Raw genomic sequence first — 23,294 nt, 5'->3', positions numbered from 1 at the left:
ATATTATTTGGAATTAGTTTTGTTTCCAATCTATCAATGTGGTACGGTATTAGTATCGTGAAAGGGAGTTTTTATTTATTACTCATTGGCCTATTTCTTCATTTAATCCAATTTGAATTTCAGTCAAATAATAAAAAAGAGCTTGGGACAAAACCCTAGCTAATAAAAAATCGTCACTTATGATTTTTCATGAAGTGACGATTTTTTATGGAAAACGTTGTTCTCCGTTCCGGCCGACGCTTTCCGCGGGCACGGCTCAAGCCTCCTCGGTACTCGTACCTCGCACCTGCGGGGTCTTGAGGCTCGTGCTGTTCCCGCAGGAGTCGCGGCCTCCACGTCGAACAACTTAACTTTCTTAAATTTATATAAACAAAAAAAGAGGCTCTTTTGATAAAATTAAGTCACCACAACAAAATCTTAGAAAGGAGCCTCTTTATGTTTAAATATTATAACATGAATCAATTAGTTTTACCTATAGATTTAGAAGTTATATTACAAGAAAATGATATTGCCTACCATATTCATCATTTAGTCGAAAGCATTCCAGACGAAGCTTTCGCTCCGTTTTATAAAGAAACTGGTTGTCCATCCTATCATCCCCGAATGATGTTAAAAATTATCTTGTGTGGTTATACGCAATCTGTCTTTTCAGGTCGTCGTATTGAAGATTTAACAAAAGATAGCATTCGGATGATGTGGCTAGCTCAAGGATATGAACCAAGCTATCGTACCATTAATCGTTTTCGTGTACATCCCCAAATGCAAGAATTAATCCGTCAATGTTTTGTACAATTCCGTTGTCAACTTATTGAAGAAAAATTAATAGATGAAAAAGCCGTTTTTATTGATGGTACTAAGATTGAAGCGAACGCAAATAAATTTACATTTGTATGGAAAAAGTCGATCGAAAAGCATCATGCCAATTTAATTAAAAAATCAAATGAAGTCTATGACCGTTTACTTGAAGAACAAGTCTTACCAGCAATTGAACGTGAAAATGAAGAAGAGCTTTCAGTAGAAGAACTAAAAGAAGTAGCATCATCTCTTGAAAAAGTAGTCGATGACTATTCTACAAAAATTGAAGCTTCTGAAGATCCGGTGGAACGAAAACGACTACGTAGTGAAAGGAAAACACCAAAACAGATATTAAAGCAAGTGAATGATTGGATTGCACGCAAAGAAAAGTATCAAAATGATTTGGAGATTCTACAAAACCGTAACAGCTATTCTAAAACGGATCACGATGCGACATTTATGCGAATGAAAGATGACTATATGAAAAATGGACAATTAAAAGCAGGCTACAATATCCAAATCGCAACAGAAAATCAATTTACACTTGCTTATGATGTATTTCCAAATCCAACAGATACGAAAACATTGACACCTTTCTTGGATACGATTGAAGAACGGTATTTTGATTTACCAGAATATATAGTTGCGGATGCTGGATATGGTAGTGAACCGAATTATGATGACATTATGATAAAACGAGAACGAACACCTTTGATTAAATATGGGATGTATGAAAAAGAGCAGAAGAAAAAATACAAGGATGACCCATTTAAACCAAGCAATTGGATATATGATGAAGTAAATGATACCTATATATGTCCGAATCAAAAAACTCTTTCATTTAAATTTGTTTCGACACGTAAGGATTCTTCTGGATTTGTTCGTCAATTTAAAGTGTACGAGTGTGAAGATTGTACAGGTTGTCCAATCCGTCATTTATGTACGAAAGCAAAAGAAAGTACGAATCGAAGATTGCGTATAAATTTGAAATGGGAACAACAAAAAGCATATGTACAACAAAAGCTTTCAGAGCCTGAAACTGCCGAAATCTATCATCAACGTAAAATTGATGTAGAACCAGTTTTTGGATTTCTGAAGGCTATTTTGGGATTCACACGATTTTCCGTTCGAGGAAAATTCAAAGTAAAAATTGAAATGGGAATTGCCCTAATGGCCACAAATTTAAGAAAATATGCACTACGAGGGGTGTAAAACCCTCATGAATTGGATGAAATTGTAAAAGGGTGAGCTGTTTCAAACAACTCACCCCTTATTTTTGAGGTTGAAAAATACTTATGTCCCAACCTCTTTTTCCATGTCCATTACATATCCCAAATTAAAATCAATAATGAACCAATTATTGTAACGACTGCGATAATAATTCCGTAAAGCACATTTGTATAAATCGCTTTACCGTCTTCCGTTTCACCTGCGTGCATAAATAGCACTAATTGCACTGTTGCTTGGACAAAAGCTGTGACAAGTAGGATTGACATTGCTATTGGGAAAGTAAAATCCAGAAAATATACAAGCAGAGCAATAATCGTTAACACTAATGAAAAGATATAGCCGCCGACTTGTTTTGCAGGAAATAATTCTTTCATATTACATCATTCCTTTCAAGTAGATGAAGCTGAAAATGAAAATCCAGACAACATCTAGGAAATGCCAGTAGAGAGAGAAGATAAAGGATTTATTGGCTGTTCGTGCATTTATGCCGTCTTTTGCCACCTGAATGATGATGCTAAGTCCCCAGAACAATCCGAGGGTAACGTGGGCACCATGGGTACCGAGCGTTGTCAAGAGTGCAGCAGTAAATCCGCTTGTTTGATAAGTTGCACCAACATGGTAGTAATGCATAAATTCAAAGATTTCTACTGAAAGGAACCCTAGACCAAGTAATAGGGTAATACCTAAAAATGCTAACATGGCCTTTTTACGTCCGATTCTCATTGCATGAACAGCAAGGCCAATGGTGAAACTACTTGTGAGCAATACAAACGTTTCAATAAGCACTGGTGAAATTTCGAAGATTTCCGGTCCAGTTGGTCCATTTCCTGTTCGATGTTCCATGATGAAGTAGGCTGTAAAAAGTGTTGCAAACAGCATGATTTCCGCACCAAGGAAAATCCAGAAACCTAAAATATTCAATTGGTTTTGGTGTGTACCATATTCAAGAGGCTGCGTGTGATCGATTTTCATGAATTAGCACCTCCATATGTGCTTTCCGTTGCTTTAATTTCTTCCACTGAAATATAGCGTCCATCATCTTTTTCAAAGGAACGAAGCACCATACATGCGAAAATACCGATTAGCGCTATGACTGCAGGAACCCACAATGCAAATACGAAGGAGAATCCAGCGATAAAGAAAATCACACCCATAATAAATGGGACACCACTATTATTTGGCATGTGGATTTTTTCAATGTCACCTTTAAATAATTCATGTCCATTTTTCTTCACATCCCATAATGCTTCACTCGATGCTACATGTGGAGTGCGTGCGAAGTTGTATTCTGGTACTGGGTTGTGCGTTGCCCACTCCAATGTACGAGCGTTCCATGGGTCATCCCCAACATTTCTTGGAGAATTTTTAATACTATATAAAATGTTATAGACGATAATGCAGAAGGCAATTGTCATTAAACCTGCACCGATGAATGCAACAAAGTTTAAAGGACCGAAACCTGTCGCTTCTGAATACGTATACATACGGCGTGCTTGTCCGTCTAAACCTGTAATGTACATTGGGAAGAAGGCAAGGACGAATCCGATTGATAAGAACCAGAAAGCCCATTTACCAATGCGTTCATTTAACATAAAGCCGAACATTTTTGGCCAGTAGTAATGTAAGCCAGCTAACATCGCAAATACGACACCAGGTATGATTGTATTATGGAAGTGAGCGACTAAGAACATTGTATTGTGATATTGATAGTCCGCTGCTGACATCGCAAGCATAACCCCAGTAACCCCACCGATTGTAAATAGTGGAATGAATCCTACTGAGTACAGCATTGGAACAGTAAAGCGAATTTTCCCTTTCCACATCGTAAGCAGCCAGTTAAAGATTTTCACTCCAGTAGGCACCGCAATGGCCATTGTTGAAATGGAGAAGATACTGTTTGTTAAAGCACCTTGACCCATCGTAAAGAAGTGGTGCGTCCAAACTAGGAATGAAAGCAGGGAGATAATCACCATTGATCCTACCATTGATTTATATCCGTAAAGGTTTCGTCCAGAAAAAGTAGAAATAATCTCACTGTAAAGACCAAAGGCTGGTAAGATTAAGATATATACTTCCGGGTGTCCCCAGACCCAGAAGAAGTTTGCCCAAAGCATGTCCATACCGCCATTTGTAGAAGTAAAGAAGTTTGTCGCAAATAAGCGGTCTGTTGTACCCATTAATAACGCAATTGTTAATACTGGGAACGCAAAGATGATAATGACACAAGCCATAAATGTAGCCCATGTAAACATTGGCATTTTCATCAGCGACATTCCTGGAGCACGCATTTTTAAGATCGTAGTAATCATGTTGATACCAGTCATTAAGGATCCAATACCCGAAATCTGAATAGCAATCATATAATAGTTCGTTCCGACAGATTCACTAAATTCCGTTCCAGCAAGTGGGAAGTAAGACGTCCATCCTGCATCTGGTGAACCACCGACAACGAACGAAATATTAAATAACATCGCTCCAAAGAAGAAAAGCCAAAAGCTGATAGCGTTAAGTCTTGGAAAGGCAACGTCACGAGCTCCAATTTGCAATGGAACGACGATGTTCATGAAGGCAAAGATGAAAGGCATTGCCATAAAGATGATCATGACTACACCGTGCGTTGTAAAAATTTCATTATAATGTTGCGCATCCAATAATTGATTTTCCGGCATGGAGAGCTGTGCACGCATCATAATCGCGTCAGCTCCACCACGGAACAACATCAAAATTGCGGAGATTAAATACATAATCCCGATTTTTTTATGGTCCACAGTCGTAAGCCATTCTCGCCACAGGTACCCCCATTTTCTAAAATATGTTAAACCAACGACAATGGCTAGGGAGACAACAACAATCGCTACCATAGATGCATAGATTGCTGGGCTTGGATGCGGCACAGCAAATCGTTCAAAAAATTCCATGGATTTTTCTCCTCTCAAAGTTTATTACGTAAATTACTAGATTTACGTTTATTCGTGTGAATGCTCAGCATGCATTTCGTGCTCTGTATGTTCAAGCTCCGTTCCTTCATCTGCACCGTGGTCATGTTCTGGAGGTGGATTGAATCCAAGGTGTGTTCCGGTAAACGTCATTCTTCCAAGATGACCAGGTTCTAATAATTTATTAAAAGTTTCTTCAGTTAATGGTTCAGCATTGGCATGAACTTCTTCCACCCATTCGTCAAATTTTGCTTGATTCATGGCTGTTACAGTGAATGTATTTTCAGCAAAACCTTTACCACTGAAGTTAGCGTTACGTCCCATATATTCTCCTGGTGTATCCGCAGCTAAATGAAGTGTTGTCACCATGTCAGCCATCGCATATTTTTGACCACCTAATTGTGGAATCCAGAAACTTGTAATAGGTCCGTAAGAATAAAGTTTAAACTCAATAGGTCGATTCGTTGGTATATATAAGTAGTTCACCGTTTCAATATCTTGTTCAGGGTAACTAAAGTGCCATTTCCAGTTGGAAGATGAAGCGTAAATGATTAATGGTTCTTGATCTTCATAACCTTGTGGAGTTGCTTCTACAATGTAGTTACTTTTCACTGAAATAAACGAAAGAACGGCCACAATAATGATTGGAATACCAATAAAGAGTCCTTCAATCAAAGGACTACCCTCAATGTGAGGAGGTTCGTAATCTTCCGGTAGTTTCGAAGCTCTATATTTAACAAGCATGTAAACTAATAAAACCATGACAACGATTACAATAAATGCCATAATCCCGATGGAAATCATAATGTCACTTGCTTGACGTGCTGCTTGAGGTCCTTTTGGGTCTAACACTAATAAAGGTTCACAACCTGCGAGGAAGACAAGAAGCATTGGGAGAGATAACAGCAGAGTTCGTTTCATATGGATGTACTCCTTTCAACGTTCTAATAGAAAATCGATTTTCGATTTCCTTTCAATTCACTTTGAGTTAATTCTATATCAAAATAAGAAATTTAACATCGTTTTCACTATGGCTATAGTGTAAAATTCACAAAATAGACATGAATTGTTTTAGATTTTGTCGATAATTATCCAAAGCTTATCCAAATTTTACAATAAATCTGTATTCAGGCATTATAAGTATAATATTATTTTAGAAAAATAATTTTGAGAGCGAAGATTAAATAAAAATAGAAGAAAATAAATCTTCCAGTGTGGAACAGTTTGATAAGATACTGAAGAATGCAAGGAGATAAAAATTTCTATATAATAAATGATAGAATGAATAGAAGTTTATATTGAAAGAGATGGAATACGATGAGTCATTTAATTGTTTCGAATTTAACAAAAACCGTTGGAGATAAAACACTATTTAAAAACGTTGAATTTACCATTTATGAAGGAGAGCGGGCAGGTCTGATCGGAATTAATGGTACTGGGAAGTCAACTTTACTTTCCATTTTAGCTGGCGAACAAGAAGCCGATTCCATCGAAATGGATCATCCAAACAAATATCGAATTGCCTACTTGCCACAAAAACCTGTATTTGAAGAAGGACTTACCGTTCTGCAAGCTGTCTTTTCAGGAAACTCTCCCATTTTGCAATTAAATAGAGAGTATGAAGAAGTCGTATCAAAACTCGCCATTCAGCCTGAATCAGAAGCGCTTCAAAACCAATTATTCCAACTGCAGCAGCGAATGGACGCTGAAAAAGCTTGGGATGTTAATGCTCTCGCAAAACAAGCTTTAACGAAACTGGGCATTAATTTGTTTGATGAGCATGTTTCGAATTTATCAGGTGGGCAGCAAAAGCGTGTGGCTTTAGCGAAGGTTTTAATTGAACCGGCGGATCTTTATTTATTGGATGAGCCGACGAACCATCTTGATGCAGAATCAACGGAATGGCTGCAAGAAATGATACTTCGCTTAAAAGGAGCCGTTATTTTTATCACCCATGACCGCTATTTTTTAGATGAAATTGCCACTCATATTTATGAACTCGCGGATCAAACCCTTTATCGCCATAACGGCAACTATGCGGATTTCTTAGAAGCGCGAGCAATTCGGGAAGAAAATAGACAGGCAACGCAAGAAAAATTACGCAATCGTTACCGCAATGAGTTGAAATGGATACGCCGCGGTGCGAAAGCAAGAACGACGAAACAAAAAGCAAGAATTCAGCGCTTTGAAGAATTAGACAAGCAAATTGAACGGCATAAAGAAGAAGCAAAACTTGAACTGTCGCTATCGACTACCCGATTAGGGAAAAAGGTTTTAGAAGGCGTCCATTTATCCAAATCGTTTGGGGAGCGAACGATATTAAAAGACTTTAATTTTCTGATTCAACAAGGGGATCGCATCGGCATTGTTGGTGCTAATGGATATGGAAAATCGACTTTATTAAAGATATTGGCAGGGGAAATTCAGCCAGATGCAGGAGAAGTCATTGTTGGACCTACCGTTAAGATAGCCTATTTTCATCAAATGCTTCCAAAAATGAATGAAAATCAGCGAATGATTGAATATATTCGCGAGGCTTCGAACGACATTACCGACTCGGAAGGGGTTCGTTATTCAGCTGCCCAAATGTTGGAAAGATTTTTATTCCCATTACATACACACGGTACACCGATTGGGAAGTTATCAGGCGGTGAGCGGAAACGACTGCATTTATTAAGATTATTGATGGAACAGCCAAATGTATTGTTATTGGACGAGCCGACAAATGATTTAGATATTGAAACACTTGGAGTATTGGAAGATTTTATTGAACATTTCCCAGGTGTTGTGATTACCATTTCCCACGACCGTTTCTTCTTAGACCGAATTGCGAAAAAGTTATGGATTTTAGATGGTAAAGGGAATGTAGAGGAAAGCTTGGATTTATACACAGAATATTTAGCGAAGAAATCCGAAGCTGAAAAGCTGGAGATAAAAGCAGAAAAACAAGAAAAACCAAAGCAAGAGAAGCCAAAAAATGAAAAGAAAAAATTAACTTATAAAGAACAAAAAGAGTGGGAAACAATTGAAGAAACAATTGCACAAGTGGAAGAGGCAATAGCGGAAACGGAAGAACTAATGGCAGGCTGTGGATCGGATTATGTGAAACTACAGGAATATACAGATAAATTAAACGAACTAAATGCTGAATATGAACGATTGATTGAAAGATGGACGTATTTAGATGGAATTGTGAACGGAAATTAAATGGAGGGAAGAATATTGAAAATAGTAACGATTGAGCCAACACCGAGTCCCAATTCAATGAAAGTGGTAGTGGATGAGGAGTTGCCTTTTGGCAAAAGCTTTAATTATACGAAAGAAAATATAGAAGAAGCGCCAAGTGAAATCCAAGAAATCTTGAAAATTGAAGGAGTTAAGGGTGTTTATCGCGTATTAGATTTTTTAGCGGTTGAGCGGAATGCAAAATATCAATGGGAAACGATTTTATCCCAAGTTCGCAATGCGCTTGGTGATCAAACAGAAGAGGTGGAACAAAAGGAACAAGCTGTGGATCATTATGGAGAAGTTTTTGTCCACGTTCAAATGTTTAGAGGATTGCCGCTTCAAATTAAAGTGTTTGATTCTTCCGGTGAACATCGGATTTCAACTGGTGAGCGGTTTGTGAATGCGTTTCATCAAATTAAAGTTGACAAGACAGACGAAAACTATATTTTCGAACGTAAGTGGGCAGATTTTGGCATTCGCTATGGAGATAAAGAAGAAATTGCGCAAAGCGTCTTAAAAGAAATTGAAGCAACATATCCAGATGAACGGATTGCCCGCATAGTGGAAGCAGCAAATGCAAAAAAACAAGAAACCGTAAAAAGAAAGAAAATTACGGTGGAAGAGTTTGAGGTGGAGGATTGGAAGGAACGTTTCCAAATGCTAGATCAAATTCCGGATCCGGATTTGGATGATCTTCCATTATTGGAAAAAGCTTTGGAAGATGAACAGATGTCCATTCGGAGACTCGCAACAGTGTATTTAGGCATGATTGAAGATAAGGCAGTTGTGCCGCTTCTTGTTCGTGCATTGAAAGATAAAAGCGCCGCGGTTCGCCGTACTGCAGGAGATTGCATGAGCGATCTTGGATTTGTAGAATTTGAACCGGCCATGATGGAAGCGTTAAAAGATAAAAATAAACTTGTCCGCTGGCGTGCAGCTATGTTTTTATATGAATCTGGAACGGAACGGAGTCTTCCTGCATTAAGGGATGCGGAAAATGATCCGGAATTTGAGGTGAAGCTCCAAGTAAAGATGGCTATTGCACGAATCGAGCAAGGTGAAGAAGCAAAAGGATCCGTCTGGAAGCAAATGACGGAGAGAAATAATAACTGAGTATAAAAGTAGGGTAAGTTTTGTGCTCTTTGCAATGTAAAAATGGCTGCCTAACAAGTCGTTACTTTCCAGGCAGCCTTTTATCTATGTGTTTTGATATTTCCAAAATACTTTTCAAGTTAGTGAATTTAATATTCGATAAACAGGGAATGTTTCATATCATCAAAGAGAAACTTAATCGTCAATAAAAAGAAAGAAGAAAATTTTTTATTACGCTAACTTCTCCTGTGTATATTTTCTAGGCTTTAATACTGTATATGAGATTCCACCAAAAATTAACAAAATACCAAGAGTCTGCAAGAGGCTTGGTCTAAAATCAAGAATCACCATATCGAGTAAAATTGCTACAACTGGGTCAAGGAAAGTTAAAACAGAAACAATGATTGTCGGCAATTTACGAATACTGTCAAAGAATAAATAGTAAACAAAACCAGTATGAATAATACCTGTTCCCACTATAAACATTATGTTTGTGCTTGTTAAACCATGAAACACCGTAAAATCGCACATTGGCAACAAAATGAGTATGCCCAAAGCTGTTTGTACAAATGTCGTTGCATAAGGTGATAATCCATTTAGCGTCTTACTTAAAAACATCGTCAACGCATAGCAAATGGCGGATAACATGGCCCATATAAATCCAGAATTCATAAAAGCTTCAATGGAATGTAAATGTTCCATTCCAACAATAAAAACAGAGCCAACAAAACAGATGATAATGGCAAGAATATTCCCAATCGTAATGTGTTCTTTCAATAATACCGCACCTAACATCACAACGAAAATGGGTGCTAAGTTATAAATAGAAATGGCTACGGAAATGGACATTTCTTCAAATGCCTTAAATAAAAACACCCAATTCAATACGAGGAATATTCCGCAAAATAGAGTTTGTAATACTTCTTTTCGATCCCAAACTTCTGTCTTATGTCCTCCGGTTATCAACCATAGTCCACCTAAAAATAAAGTTGCACAGATACAACGAACAAATACGAGCTCTACAGCAGGAATCCCTGTATTCACTGTAAATAAACCGATGGAACCAAAAATGGCCATACTAACTGACAGTTTAATCATAGCAGATACATTCATTTGACTTCCCTCAAAACTATATTAATATCCTATAATTTTCCGAAAACTCTGAAATAAAACAATATAGAATCTATTAAATAACATTTATGTGAATTTGGCAATACTATTACAAAATATTATTAGGAAACAGGGCTCTTTTTATATTTTTCTATGATAGAATAGTGTAGGATTTAATAAAGAAACTCTAATACAAGTTCGACAATGTAAACGTTTGCTTAGAGCTTCGATAGAAAGAAAAGGAGATTGTTTTTATTATGAATACCGATGTTCGTATTGAGAAAGACTTTTTAGGAGAAAAGGAGATTCCGAAAGACGCTTATTATGGCGTACAAACAATTCGGGCAACGGAAAATTTTCCAATTACAGGTTATCGTATTCATCCAGAATTAATTAAATCACTAGGGATTGTAAAAAAATCAGCCGCATTAGCAAACATGGAAGTTGGCTTACTCGATAAAGAAGTTGGGCAATATATCGTAAAAGCTGCTGACGAAGTGATTGAAGGAAAATGGAATGATCAATTTATTGTTGACCCAATTCAAGGCGGGGCAGGAACTTCCATTAATATGAATGCAAATGAAGTGATTGCTAACCGCGCATTAGAATTAATGGGAGAGGAAAAAGGAAACTATTCAAAAATTAGTCCAAACTCCCATGTAAATATGTCTCAATCAACAAACGATGCTTTCCCTACTGCAACGCATATTGCTGTGTTAAGTTTATTAAATCAATTAATTGAAACTACAAAATACATGCAACAAGAATTCATGAAAAAAGCAGATGAATTCGCTGGCGTTATTAAAATGGGAAGAACGCACTTGCAAGACGCTGTTCCTATTTTATTAGGACAAGAGTTTGAAGCATATGCTCGTGTAATTGCCCGCGATATTGAACGTATTGCCAATACGAGAAACAATTTATACGACATCAACATGGGTGCAACAGCAGTCGGCACTGGCTTAAATGCAGATCCTGAATATATAAGCATCGTAACAGAACATTTAGCAAAATTCAGCGGACATCCATTAAGAAGTGCACAACATTTAGTGGACGCAACTCAAAATACAGACTGCTATACAGAAGTTTCTTCTGCATTAAAAGTTTGCATGATCAACATGTCTAAAATTGCCAATGATTTACGCTTAATGGCATCTGGACCACGCGCAGGCTTATCAGAAATCGTTCTTCCTGCTCGACAACCTGGATCTTCTATCATGCCTGGTAAAGTGAATCCTGTTATGCCAGAAGTGATGAACCAAGTGGCATTCCAAGTGTTCGGTAATGATTTAACAATTACATCTGCTTCTGAAGCAGGCCAATTTGAATTAAATGTGATGGAACCTGTGTTATTCTTCAATTTAATTCAATCGATTTCGATTATGACTAATGTCTTTAAATCCTTTACAGAAAACTGCTTAAAAGGTATTAAGGCAAATGAAGAACGCATGAAAGAATATGTTGAGAAAAGCATTGGAATCATCACTGCAATTAACCCACATGTAGGCTATGAAACAGCTGCAAAATTAGCACGTGAAGCATATCTTACAGGGGAATCCATCCGTGAACTTTGCATTAAGTATGGCGTATTAACAGAAGAACAGTTAAATGAAATCTTAAATCCATATGAAATGACACATCCGGGAATTGCTGGAAGAAAATAATGCTACTTTTTTAGGCGAAGGGTACTATTGAGGTGCTCTTTGCCTTTTATTTTTTGAGTTACAACATGCTCATCTTGATGAAGTGTAATCGAAATCTGCAATGTTCGATAATAGCCAAAATCGTGGAGATAATAGTCAATCAAGTAAGGATAATAGTCAAACTCGGGCAGATAATAGCCATCGGAAGAAAAAGGGGCTTAGCGAAATTCCATATTAGTCAAAATCAAGAAGATAATAGTCAATCAAGCAAGGATAATAGTCAAACTTGGGAACATAATAGCCAACGGAAGAAAAAGTTGCCTCGCCCGATACGATAATAGTCAAAATCAAGAAGATAATAGTCAACCATGCAAGGATAATAGTCAAACTCGGCAAGATAATAGCCAATGGAAGAAAAAGGTGCCTCGTCCGATACGATAATAGTCAAAATCAAGAGGATAATAGTCAACCATGCAAGGATAATAGTCAAACTTGGGAACATAATAGCCAACGGAAGAAAAAGGGGCTTAGCGAAATTCCATATTAGTCAAAATCAAGAAGATAATAGTCAATCAATCAAGGATAATAGTCAAACTCGGCAAGATAATAGTCAATGGAAGAAAAAGGCATCAGCAAACTCAATAAAATCCAAAATTAGGAAGAGAATAGCAGATCGATGAAAATTACCAGCAAATGCTAAGGTGAGCCATTAGTCAATATCCCTAAAATAAAAAAACAGAGCGAATTTACTTCATTCGCTCTGATGAATCATTGACTTGATAGAACTTCATTTAAAAACGCATCCCGCTTTTCAGGAGTTTGTTGCTCGCCTTTCAATAACATTGCTCCAACTTTAAAGTCCGATAAATCTTTCTCCACAATAAATTGCAAGTTGATATCCGCCTTTTCTTGTCCATCAACAGGACAAACTCCTTTAAACTCTACAACATGTTGGCGATTGTTCGTTTTAAAATAAATCCACTCTTCATTTTCGCAAGTTTTGTTCAAAGCATCTTCATAGTTTAACGAAGGGCTACTACTAGAAGTTTGTGTTTTAATATAGGATATATATTCAGCACCATCCGTTGGTTTATACATATACCAAAAAATAAAAAGGATGAGTATAGGTACAATCCATAAAATCGTTCGTTTTGAAACATTTTGCATGGCAATAAACTCCCCCTACCTTTGTAATGACATTATATCAATATCAAATACTATTTTCTATAAAATTTCATATTATACTATTTCTGGTTAACTCAATACATTCTAATCAAAGAAAATAACATTATAATTATAATTAAAACTAGTCAACACAAGGTGATTGTAAAAAATGAAATTAATATTAACAGAAAAACCATCCGTTGCGAAAAATATTGCAGATGCGTTAAACATAAAAACAAAAAAAGAAGGATATTTTGAAGGGAACGGATACATTATTACGTGGGCTTTCGGACACCTTCTTGAATTGTATGATGCGAAAGATTATGATCCAAAAATGACGAAATGGAGAATGGAGTACTTTCCTTTCATCCCACAAAAATTTCAATACAAAGTGAAAACAGATCCTAAAAATAAAGAGAAAGAAGACTTTGGGGCAAAAAAGCAGCTGGAAATTATCCAACAGTTAATGAACCGCCCTGACGTGGAAATGATTATTTCTGCCTGCGACTATGATCGGGAAGGGCAACTAATTGGCGATACAATTATATATAATTTGAAAACGAATAAGCCTGTGTATCGAATGTTGCAAAATGAATGGACGAAGGAAGAAGTGTTGAAAGGTCTTAAACAATTAAAACCAAATACGGAAATGAGACCGCTGTTGGATGCAGGAATTAGTCGGCAATGGGCGGATTGGGTGATTGGCATTAATTTGACATCTGTTGCAACGTTAAAATATCAGAAAGGATCAGGCAGTGCTTTAAACATCGGAAGAGTTTTATTACCTACATTAAAAATAATTTATGATCGAGATAAAGAAATCGAACAATTCAAACCTGAAGATTATTTCAAACTCGAAGCGTCCTTTCAAACCCAAAATGGGGAAGTGTATAAAGGAACGTATCACGTAAATGGAGAGGAAAAGTTTAAGAATAGAGATGAATTAGAAAACATTCAAAAAGCATTAGCGAATCATCAAGCACAAATTATCGAAAAGACCGTAGAGAAAAAGAGAGAATATCCTCCTTACTTATTCAATTTGACAAACTTGCAAGGGTATATTACGAGCAAATATAAAGGTTGGACTTCCGATAAAGTGCTGAAAGTTGCCCAATCCCTTTATGAAAAGAAATATATTACCTATCCACGTACAGCTAGCGTCGTATTGGAAGAAAGTTTAGTGGATAAAGCAATGAAGGTTCTTCAAATTGTAAAAAAAGGCTTACCTTATGAAGATGAAATCGTTTTTGCTAAAAAGAAACGTGTATTTGACAACTCAAAGGTCGAAAGCCATAGCGCCATTATCCCGACGTATGTGAAGCCTGCCCGTTTATCGAATGATGAGAAAATCGTTTATGAAGCGATTAAAAATCGTTTTCTAATGCAATTTATGCCTGTGGCTGAACATGAAGAAACTAAAATCATAACGAAAGTGAACGAAATCAAAGGAGAGTTTATTTCAAAAGGCAGAGTTCAAATTGTAGAAGGGTGGAGAAAAGTAGAACAAATTGAGTCAAAAGATATGATTCTTCCAAATGTAACCCTTCATGAGCTAGTGACAATCAAGGACCATGAACTGACCTCTCATGTTACTAAGCCGCCGAAACATCATACGGAAAAAACGTTATTGAAGGTGATGGAAACGTGCGGAAAAGGGAAGGGAGAAGAGCTGGAAGAAAGCGATGAAATGATGGCGACCATTTTAAGCGGTTTTAGCATCGGCACGCCGGCAACAAGAGCAGAAACAATCAAAAAGTTGAAATCAATTGGGTACATTACAACGAAAAATAAATATCTAATTTGCACAGAGCTAGGGAAGCGAATTGTTGAAACATTTCCAATCAAAGAATTGTTTGATTTAGAGTTTACAGGCCGATTAGAAAAAACGTTATCGGATATTGAAAAACAAAAATTTCAGCGGGAACGATTTTTACAATTTATTTTTGACTTTACGAAAAAAGCTGTACATACAATTCAACAAGATGAAGATGTGATTTTAAATGAAGTGGAGAAAAAGAAGAAAACCTTTGAAGTGTTAGGGAAATGCCCAGTTTGTGGTCATGCGGTCATTGAAGGGCAAAAAGGATTTGGTTGCAGCAATTGGAAAAATGGATGTAAATTTGTCATTTGGAAAAATGATAAATTCCTGGCTTCCATGAAAAAGAAACCGACGAAAACGATGGTGAAGCAGTTGTTGAGAGAAGGGAATGTGTTAGTGAAAGGTCTCACAAGCAAAAAAGGGAATAAGTTTGATGCAATGTTGCGTTATGAAAAAAATCCTGAAGAAGAATATTTCAGTTGGAAGATGGAATTTTCCAACAACATAGAGCGAGGAAAGTAAGGATATATTTGATGGAATAATCCATTTGAAGCGGAGCTGAATATGATAATAAAAAGAGGAAAGGATTTTCATCATCATAAGGAAACGCTTTGTTCCATTGATGATTGTTGCCATTTTAGTCTATGGATTCTATGCTTTTTGGCCAGTGGCATTGGATGATGAGTGGCAAGCATTATCGCATGTAGAGCATAATCCATCATTCAAAATGCTTATGAATCAAACATCGGACACTAATTTCCTTCCTCAAAATCTTTCTTATATTGAGAGTACTACTCAATCTGTGAATAATGCATTCCCTAATCCCCTCTACGAATTCATGCATTTTACTAGAAATTTCTCGCCCATCACTCTTTTAGAGCATCATGAATGGCACAATCCTACTGAAAAGTCCCAACTAATTTTGATTGCCATCCAATCCCTTTATACCATTGGTTTTTTGTTACTTGTCGGATCGGTGATTTGGTGGAGAATTATACAGAATTATTCCTTCTATGTACGAAAAACATATTTGCAATGGGGATTTGTTTTTCAATGCTTTCATTTTCTCGCATTGATTTCACTTATTTTAATGGAAATGAATATATTAACGGATGGATTCATTCCTTCCTTGCTAAATCAATCATCAATTCAGTATGGTTGGTATCTTTCGCTTATGATCTCAGTATTAGGGTTATTGTTTTTGTATAAAAATCGATGGTTCGATTTATTGTTTGTACTGATACTTATAGGTTGTAACATCGAATATCCAGCAGATTTTCGCTCACTTATTTTAGCACTATTTGAAATCCTTCATTTGATTGCGGCTGCGATTTGGTTTACAGGTCTTGCCATTGTTATTTTTTTCTATTCTAAATATAAAACAATGGTAAAAAACTTCATTGCCATTTTCATTGAATATGCTTTTGTTTGCATTGTGATGTTAGTTATTTCCGGTAGTTTGTTAGCGTATAAATATGATTCGCCATTGGATTTATTGTTAAAGCCGTTAGGGCTGTTGCTTTTACTTAAAATCGTACTTGTCGGGTTCGTCACAATTATTTCTCAAAAAATACATTCTACTATGGACGATTTTCATATAAAATGTTGGATGTATGTTCAATTAGTACTTATGGTCATGATTATTATTCTAGTTTCTGTCATTTCGATTTTTTAATGATAAAAAGTTATAAAAATCTATGAATCAACAATAAATTTAGACTAGAAAAATCAAGAAGATAGTATATAATAAAACTACTAAATATTAAGTATTGATAATCGATACTGACACATGATATATAGTAAAATCGTGTGCATCTATTTTTACCGAATAGGTGTGCACGGTTTTCTTTTAAAAAAAATTGAAGTTTTTTATGTTAGGCAACTATGCAGTTTTGTAGTGAATTTCTACATATACTAGGACGAATTAATATAATCGGATTAAATTTTGCAAATATTTTATCTTTTTATTTAATTGGTCTTGACGATTTTTTATAAAATTTGTACACTGAGGAAAGTCAAATGTTTTTATGGAAAATACAATTCTGGATAGTAAGGATTTGATGAAAAAAATGATAGTATGTAAATTTGGTGGTACTTCTGTTGCAAGTGCAGAACAAATCAAAAAAGTGGCAAATATTGTGAAGGCTAATCCAAAAAGAAGAATCGTGACGGTATCTGCTCCAGGGAAACGCTTTGGTGATGATATTAAAGTGACGGATTTGTTAATCGATTTAGCAGAATCAGCTCTTCGGAATGATCAAGTTGAAGAGAAGCTGCAAAATGTGTTAAATCGATATATTGAAATTGCCCAAGGTCTAGGTTTAGACGGAAAAATTTGCGAAGTAATAGAGAAAGATTTACGCGAACGCATTGCATTAAAATTAGAAAAAGAGTTATTCATTGATAATTTAAAAGCAAGTGGAGAAGACAATAACGCGAAATTAGTCGCGGCATATTTCAACTCTATTGGCATGAAGGCGAAATATGTTAGCCCAAAAGAGGGGTTAATTGTAAACGACCCTCCTGAAAGAACAGTTGCCTTACCAGAGACTTATGAAAACTTAAAAAATCTGGGCAAGAGTGAGGAAATCATTGTCTTCCCTGGATTCTTCGGATATACAAAAGATGGTGTATTGCGTACATTTGATCGCGGTGGTTCCGATATTACAGGTTCCATCTTAGCGGCGGCTGTCAAAGCAGAGCTGTATGAAAACTTCACAGATGTTGATTGCGTTTTTTCTGCAAATCCGAAAGTGGTAAACGATCCTATCGGTATTGAAGAAATTACATTCCGTGAAATGAGAGAGCTTTCTTATGCAGGATTTTCAGTATTCCATGATGAAGCTTTAATTCCTGTATTCAAACTAGGGATTCCTGTGAATATTAAAAACACAAATAATCCTTCTGCTCCTGGTACACGCATTGTTCCATCCCGCAAGCCTAATGGTCGACCGGTCATTGGGATAGCGGCAGATCACGGTTTCTCGACTTTGTACGTCTCTAAATATTTAATGAATCGAGAAATTGGATTTGGCAGAAAACTATTACAAATCATTGAGGAAGAAAACATTTCTTACGATCATACGCCATCTGGAGTGGATGATATTTCAATTATCATTCGTTCCAACCAATTAAATCCTGAAAAAGAAGAACGCATTGTTAAACGAGTGAAAGAAGAACTTCACGCAGATGATGTTTATTTCCGTCACGGATTTTCCATGATTGTCATTGTAGGCGAAGGTATGCGCAATAATACAGGATTAGCAGCCCGTGCAGCTTCAGCTATTTCTAGAACTGGAGCAAATATCGAGATGATTAATCAAGGGTCATCAGAAGTTAGCCTCGTATTTGGTGTATTGCAGCCATATGAAGACCAATGCTTACGCGCATTGTATGAGGAGTTTTTTGCACCTGTAACGATTTAATATAATGAAGATGCAGCAGACAACCTGTTGCATCTTTTTTTTTGTATTTATAATTTTTTCAAATTCATGAATTTTCATTATAAAAAGTATTTGTATATAGAAAAAAAGATAGTTCGGAGTAATAAAACACTATATAATAAGTGTGAAAGGAGTGAAACAATGGAAAAAAAGGAATTGATTTTCTATCCGGAAAATTCAGTGACTCGATTTTTATTTAATGACACTCGTTCCGCGGCCATTTGGCTAGTTGTCCGCATTTATGTAGGATGGATTTGGCTCCAGTCAGGAATTCATAAAGTATTTGATGATGCTTGGACTGGTAAGAATGCGGGAGCGGCAGTCAGCGGATATTTACAAGGTGCCATCGAAAAAGCATCCACGACGAATGATGTAATGGGATGGTATGCAGCCTTTTTAGAACATATTTGTTTGCCGAATGCGACAATCTTTAGCTATTTAGTTGCGTTTGGGGAAGTGCTTGTTGGGATTGGATTAATAATAGGATTGTTCACAGCCATTGCAGCCTTTTTCGGATCGATGATGAATATTGCCTTCTTATTTGCTGGCACGTTAAGTTCAAATCCACGTCTATTATTACTCAGCATTCTCTTAATGTTAGCTTGGAAAGTAGCAGGTTGGTATGGTTTAGATCGCTGGGTATTATTAAAACTCGGAACTCCTTGGGGAAAAATTGCAAAGCAGAAAGAAGACACAACAGTGTTCAATGCTTAATACATATGGTAAAATATCCTTACATAAATAGACTAAGAAAACGTTGCTTATAAGGCAACGTTTTTTCATGAAAAGGTGAAAGAAGATGAATGTAATATTTGTATTAACATCTACAGGTCAAGAATTATTACAAATGGTCTCCCACGATGTTGCAGGTTTACTTGCGGCGGTGAAGGGAGAATATGTAACGTTTCCTTTTGGCAGTTATAAATATGATTTTCATACCCTTGACCACTATTTAGAGGGAAATGAATATCGCCAAGAACTAGTGATTTATTTAAAAGAGGAAGATTCGAGAGAGTCAATGAAACAATTTGTCATTGATGCAGAATAGAAATAATATTTTGTGAAATATAATTTCAAAATGAATACTGCGTCTTGCCCATATCAGATGGTCGAATTTTTATTGATTCTTTCGTCTAATTTTGCGTTCTTCTAGGAACGCAATTTTGTTTTTTTTGTAAAATAATAATATTCCAGTGAATTGCCCTTTCTAGTGAAGGAGGTGGCTTGATGATTAATGCAATAGGTGGAATCGGCATTTTTTTATTAGGAATGTCGATGTTGACAAACGGGTTGAAAGAGATTGCGGGCGAAACGTTGAGAAAATGGTTACATACTTTCACAAAAGGAACGTTTACATCCTTATTAACAGGATTTTTTATGACTGTGCTCGTTCAATCTTCAACCGCAACAACGATTTTAACAGTTGGTTTTGTCAGTGCAGGACTTATTTCTTTTTTTCAGTCGATTGGTATTATCATTGGCGCCAATATTGGAAGTACAAGTACAGGGTGGATTATTTCCCTTTTAGGGTTTAAGATCAGCCTGCAAGCCATGTCATTGCCGATGATTGGTTTAGGGGTATTTGTACAATATGTGGCTCCAAGCGACATCAAGAAATATGGAGGCGTGTTGACCGGTTTCGGCCTTCTATTTCTAGGAATCGATTTGCTCCAAAAAGGGATGGAAACGGCCCAACATTGGATTCGCTTTGAGTCATTGGATACTGAATCCTTTCTGTCCATTTTGTTATTAATTGGAATTGGCATTATTATGACCATTATTATGCAAGCATCTAGTGCAGCGATGGCAACGACGCTTACTGCATTATTTGCTGGAGCGATTGATTTTGAACAGGCTGCTTTTTTAGTCGTTGGTCAAAATATCGGAACGACTGCAACAGCTATTGTGGCTTCGATTGGATCATCCATCGCAGCAAAACGCACAGCGGCAACCCATTTGTTGTTTAATGTTGTGACCGCTTTCATTGTGACCATTTTCATTCGCTACATTTTACAATTTGTGGAGTTTTTGACTGTTGCATTTACCGGTAGTTTTGATGAAACCGTGGGGCTTGCATTATTCCATACGCTGTTTAGTGTATTTGGTGCCATCATTTTCGTTCCATTTACAAAGCAGTTTTCAAAGCTCTTAACGAAAATGTTGCCAGAAAAAGCGAATGCGTTGACTCGAAATCTCGACGATCAATTGGTATCCATTCCATCCGCTGCCTTAGAAGTTGCTTATCAAACATTATTGCAAATGATGAAACATTTAACGGATGCAATGTTAGAATTAATTGAAGCGAAAAAGGGAACGGCTAGCTACGAAAAAAAAGTGCAGGAAGTAGAGGAAGCCATTGTGTTACTCCGCAAATTCCTCAATGACGTGCAATCGGATTCAACGAAACTTCGTAATCAACATGTTGCCATATTGCATGTGTTGGACCATATCAGCCGATTAATTCGCGTATTGCGAGAACAACAAAAGGTAGAAGGAGTTTTTCATCAAGAGAAATTGATGAAATGGTGGCATAAAACGTTAGAACAAATCAATCAAAGTTTTGACAGCGAAGAAAAGTTGTTGGAAATGGAGCAAGAGTTGGAGAAAACCGCCCACAAAATTGCAGAAGAAAGACGAGTGCGCAGAAGAAAATATTATGAGCGAACGGCGGTAAGAGAAACAAAATTGGAAGTGGCCATGTCCAACGTTCAGGCGCTTCTGTGGATTGACCGTCTCGTCTACCATTACTGGCGCGCCTTTGCGAGATTGGTGGAATTTAAAAAAGGGACGGAGATAGAAGAGTCTTAAAGTTTTCAAGATGTGGAGTGGGTGTAGAAGGAGGAAAACGCTCAGTAGGTGAAGATGAGCGTTTTTTTTAGTGCGCCTGGCATGGGTGTAATCTATAGGGTGTAAGTCCCGAACTGTGAAGGCAGAAGTAACAGTTAGCTTAACGCAAGGGTGTCCGTGGTGACGCGGAATCTGAAGGAAGCGAGCGGCAAACTTCCGGTCTGAGGAACACGAACTTCATATAAGGCTAGGTATCATTGGATGAGTTTGCTAAACAAAACAAAGTCCTTTCTGCCAAAGGTGGTACAGAGTAAATGAAGCAGATAGATGGAAGGAAAGATTACATTCTTACCCGGGGAGGTCTGGCGGATATGTGAAGTACGCTTCATAACCTACTTAGTGATAAGTAGCTGAACCGTCAGAAGTCAGCAGAGGTCATAGTATTAGTTGGTTTAGAACTACTAAGAAGGACCGAACAATTAAGAGAGAATAGCCCTTGGCATTCAGTGAGTCATGATGAACACAGAAAACGTAGTACCTCACTTGAGGAAGGAAGCGGTGAATCCCGTGGGAGACCTCTTGGAGGGTGGAGTGACCACTGGCATAAAGAGAACAGCTATTCACGGAAGTTATAAAGACTTGCGTCAATCATCTTAATTGAACCGCCGTATACGGAACCGTACGTACGGTGGTGTGAGAGGACGGGAGTTAATCGCTCCCTCCTACTCGATTGTTTGTAGACTTTTATAAATTTCAGACAACCGTTCCTCCATCTTTTCCCAACAAATGTCTTTCATTGCTTTTCTTGCGTTTTGGCCCATTTGGCTCAGTAATTTTCGATTTTGATATAATCGGTAAAACTGATTATAGTAATCTTCTGCCGTTGGATTTACTTTATCTATCACAATTCCACATTGATATTTTTCGATAAATCTTTTCATGTCAATGGATTGATTCACTACGACAGGAATCCCGTTATTCAAATAACTGAAAAACTTATTCGGCATCGCATATTTCCGATTCGCATTGCTTGTATCGAAATAAATATAGCCCACATGCACCTTGTTTAATTCAGTAGGTAGGTTGTGATAGTCAATCCATTTACAGTTGATGGAAGGATGTTGGGAAATGAGATTCCTTTCCTTCATAGTAGGATGAATTCTTCCGAAAATTTCAAAACTGAAATTTTTCATTGACTTGTTGCAAAGATTCGCAATTTCGATGATTTTTCTAGGATCTCCTTTTTGGTACGTTACGACTCCTTCAAAGGCAATGACAAAAGAGTTTTTATATGTTTTATCCTTCTGCAACTCTTCTTGATAGGAAGGCGTATTATAAATCACTGTAATAGGTACATTTGGGTATCTCTTTTGATAAATTTCTTTAATTGAATCCGATACAGTAATGAGATGATCGACTTCTTTCATCAATAATGTCAAGAATTTGCTATTTGCTTCTAATTCATGTGCATCAAAGATGACCTTGACATTTTTTCCTTTTTTTCTAAGCGTTCTTTTGATTTGTACAGCTTCATACAACGTATGCAATTCGTGGGCATGGTAGATATCAGCATTTGTAGACAAAGCCTTTTCATATAATTTATCAGGAAAATAATTTTGTGTATTCGTTTCTAAAGCTTTAATCATTTTGTTGATATGCGTATAAGTAATTTCCACTATATCATACGTTAAAAACTTAATCCCTTTATATTCGAATGAATCCTTTTTAAAAGCTGGGTCTTTTATCGAACTTCGATTTGGTCCAAAAACAACTCCTCTTGTTTTTCCAGCTACAATGGTTACGTCATAACCTAATTTTTTTAAGCTAATAGCTTCTTTTTCAAAAACACGGACATCTTTAAAAGAATGCTTTCGAATTAACTTGCAAACTTTCATTTAGCATTCCTCCAATATGGATTCGGTTTACTGGTATATGCTATGCAAAATCTCTCAAATGAACCGATACATATTCCTATTTTTTTATAAATTAATAGACAGTAACAATGTTTATCACTAGACATAAAATAGATTACGAACTTTTTATGAAA

At 36.7% G+C, this 23,294-nt stretch carries 18 protein-coding genes; 11 read left to right on the top strand and 7 right to left on the bottom strand.

Annotation, left to right across the window (positions count from 1 at the left end; all coding sequences use genetic code 11):
• Window positions 1-435 precede the first annotated feature (435 nt).
• Window positions 436-2,007, top strand: coding sequence for an IS1182 family transposase (locus NSQ18_RS01085; RefSeq protein ID WP_016839668.1), 1,572 nt, complete (start codon window positions 436-438; stop codon window positions 2,005-2,007).
• Between the two features lie 110 nt (window positions 2,008-2,117).
• Here NSQ18_RS01085 and qoxD read toward each other — a convergent pair whose 3' ends face one another.
• From qoxD to qoxA, 4 genes are read right to left on the bottom strand one after another with little or no spacing between them, the layout of a single operon-like run.
• Window positions 2,118-2,399, bottom strand: a complete 282-nt coding sequence (gene qoxD / locus NSQ18_RS01080; RefSeq protein WP_016839144.1) for a cytochrome aa3 quinol oxidase subunit IV — start codon at window positions 2,397-2,399, stop codon at window positions 2,118-2,120.
• Window position 2,400: 1 nt separating this feature from the next.
• The gene (qoxC, locus tag NSQ18_RS01075) at window positions 2,401-2,997 is read right to left on the bottom strand and encodes a cytochrome aa3 quinol oxidase subunit III (RefSeq protein WP_096550877.1); all 597 of its coding nucleotides are present in this window, start codon (window positions 2,995-2,997) and stop codon (window positions 2,401-2,403) included.
• The gene (gene qoxB / locus NSQ18_RS01070) at window positions 2,994-4,943 is read right to left on the bottom strand and encodes a cytochrome aa3 quinol oxidase subunit I (protein WP_016839142.1); all 1,950 of its coding nucleotides are present in this window, start codon (window positions 4,941-4,943) and stop codon (window positions 2,994-2,996) included. Before qoxB ends, qoxC begins: the two co-directional genes overlap by 4 nt.
• A 48-nt stretch (window positions 4,944-4,991) precedes the next feature.
• Entirely contained in the window at window positions 4,992-5,882 is an 891-nt protein-coding gene (gene qoxA / locus NSQ18_RS01065; protein WP_016839141.1) for a cytochrome aa3 quinol oxidase subunit II, read from the bottom strand.
• A 396-nt stretch (window positions 5,883-6,278) separates the two neighbouring features.
• Between qoxA and NSQ18_RS01060 the strand changes: the two genes are divergently transcribed.
• Window positions 6,279-8,168, top strand: a complete 1,890-nt coding sequence (locus NSQ18_RS01060) for an ABC-F family ATP-binding cassette domain-containing protein (protein WP_339288651.1) — start codon at window positions 6,279-6,281, stop codon at window positions 8,166-8,168.
• A 15-nt stretch (window positions 8,169-8,183) separates the two neighbouring features.
• Entirely contained in the window at window positions 8,184-9,302 is a 1,119-nt protein-coding gene (locus NSQ18_RS01055; RefSeq protein ID WP_339288649.1) for a conserved virulence factor C family protein, read from the top strand.
• 210 nt (window positions 9,303-9,512) lie between these two features.
• On the opposite strand, the gene NSQ18_RS01050 is transcribed toward NSQ18_RS01055, so the two are convergent.
• On the bottom strand, window positions 9,513-10,394 hold the full coding sequence (locus NSQ18_RS01050; protein ID WP_339288648.1) for a DMT family transporter: 882 nt from the start codon (window positions 10,392-10,394) through the stop codon (window positions 9,513-9,515).
• 254 nt (window positions 10,395-10,648) lie between these two features.
• Between NSQ18_RS01050 and aspA the strand changes: the two genes are divergently transcribed.
• Window positions 10,649-12,055 carry an aspartate ammonia-lyase gene (gene aspA, locus NSQ18_RS01045; RefSeq protein ID WP_016839137.1) on the top strand — a complete coding sequence of 469 codons (1,407 nt, stop codon included), beginning with the start codon at window positions 10,649-10,651 and terminating at the stop codon, window positions 12,053-12,055.
• A gap of 747 nt (window positions 12,056-12,802) precedes the next feature.
• On the opposite strand, the gene NSQ18_RS01040 is transcribed toward aspA, so the two are convergent.
• Window positions 12,803-13,201, bottom strand: coding sequence for a hypothetical protein (locus NSQ18_RS01040; protein ID WP_016839135.1), 399 nt, complete (start codon window positions 13,199-13,201; stop codon window positions 12,803-12,805).
• Between the two features lie 166 nt (window positions 13,202-13,367).
• Here NSQ18_RS01040 and NSQ18_RS01035 point away from each other — a divergent pair, with 166 nt between their 5' ends.
• The 7 genes from NSQ18_RS01035 (at window position 13,368) to NSQ18_RS01005 (ending at window position 21,904) form a co-directional block, all read left to right on the top strand.
• A complete protein-coding gene (locus NSQ18_RS01035; RefSeq protein ID WP_016839134.1) occupies window positions 13,368-15,539 on the top strand; it encodes a type IA DNA topoisomerase in 2,172 nt (723 codons plus the stop codon).
• A 100-nt stretch (window positions 15,540-15,639) separates the two neighbouring features.
• Complete coding sequence (locus NSQ18_RS01030; RefSeq protein WP_339288645.1) at window positions 15,640-16,692, top strand: hypothetical protein; 1,053 nt, start codon at window positions 15,640-15,642, stop codon at window positions 16,690-16,692.
• A gap of 394 nt (window positions 16,693-17,086) precedes the next feature.
• On the top strand, window positions 17,087-18,442 hold the full coding sequence (locus NSQ18_RS01025) for an aspartate kinase (protein ID WP_026019123.1): 1,356 nt from the start codon (window positions 17,087-17,089) through the stop codon (window positions 18,440-18,442).
• A gap of 159 nt (window positions 18,443-18,601) precedes the next feature.
• Entirely contained in the window at window positions 18,602-19,174 is a 573-nt protein-coding gene (locus tag NSQ18_RS01020) for a DoxX family protein (protein ID WP_339288643.1), read from the top strand.
• Window positions 19,175-19,259: 85 nt separating this feature from the next.
• Window positions 19,260-19,508, top strand: coding sequence for a hypothetical protein (locus NSQ18_RS01015; protein WP_016839130.1), 249 nt, complete (start codon window positions 19,260-19,262; stop codon window positions 19,506-19,508).
• 179 nt (window positions 19,509-19,687) lie between these two features.
• Complete coding sequence (locus NSQ18_RS01010; protein ID WP_339288641.1) at window positions 19,688-21,268, top strand: Na/Pi symporter; 1,581 nt, start codon at window positions 19,688-19,690, stop codon at window positions 21,266-21,268.
• A gap of 492 nt (window positions 21,269-21,760) precedes the next feature.
• On the top strand, window positions 21,761-21,904 hold the full coding sequence (locus tag NSQ18_RS01005) for a hypothetical protein (RefSeq protein ID WP_172597779.1): 144 nt from the start codon (window positions 21,761-21,763) through the stop codon (window positions 21,902-21,904).
• A 65-nt stretch (window positions 21,905-21,969) separates the two neighbouring features.
• On the opposite strand, the gene NSQ18_RS01000 is transcribed toward NSQ18_RS01005, so the two are convergent.
• Window positions 21,970-23,142, bottom strand: coding sequence for a glycosyltransferase (locus NSQ18_RS01000; RefSeq protein ID WP_339288640.1), 1,173 nt, complete (start codon window positions 23,140-23,142; stop codon window positions 21,970-21,972).
• Window positions 23,143-23,294: the final 152 nt, after the last annotated feature.

This window comes from Ureibacillus sp. FSL K6-0786 (genome assembly GCF_037965165.1).
In the GTDB taxonomy this organism is placed as follows: Bacteria; Bacillota; Bacilli; order Bacillales_A; family Planococcaceae; genus Ureibacillus; species Ureibacillus thermosphaericus.
The sequence above is the reverse complement of the archived record's forward strand: the minus strand, read 5'-3'. Positions and strand labels throughout refer to the sequence as shown.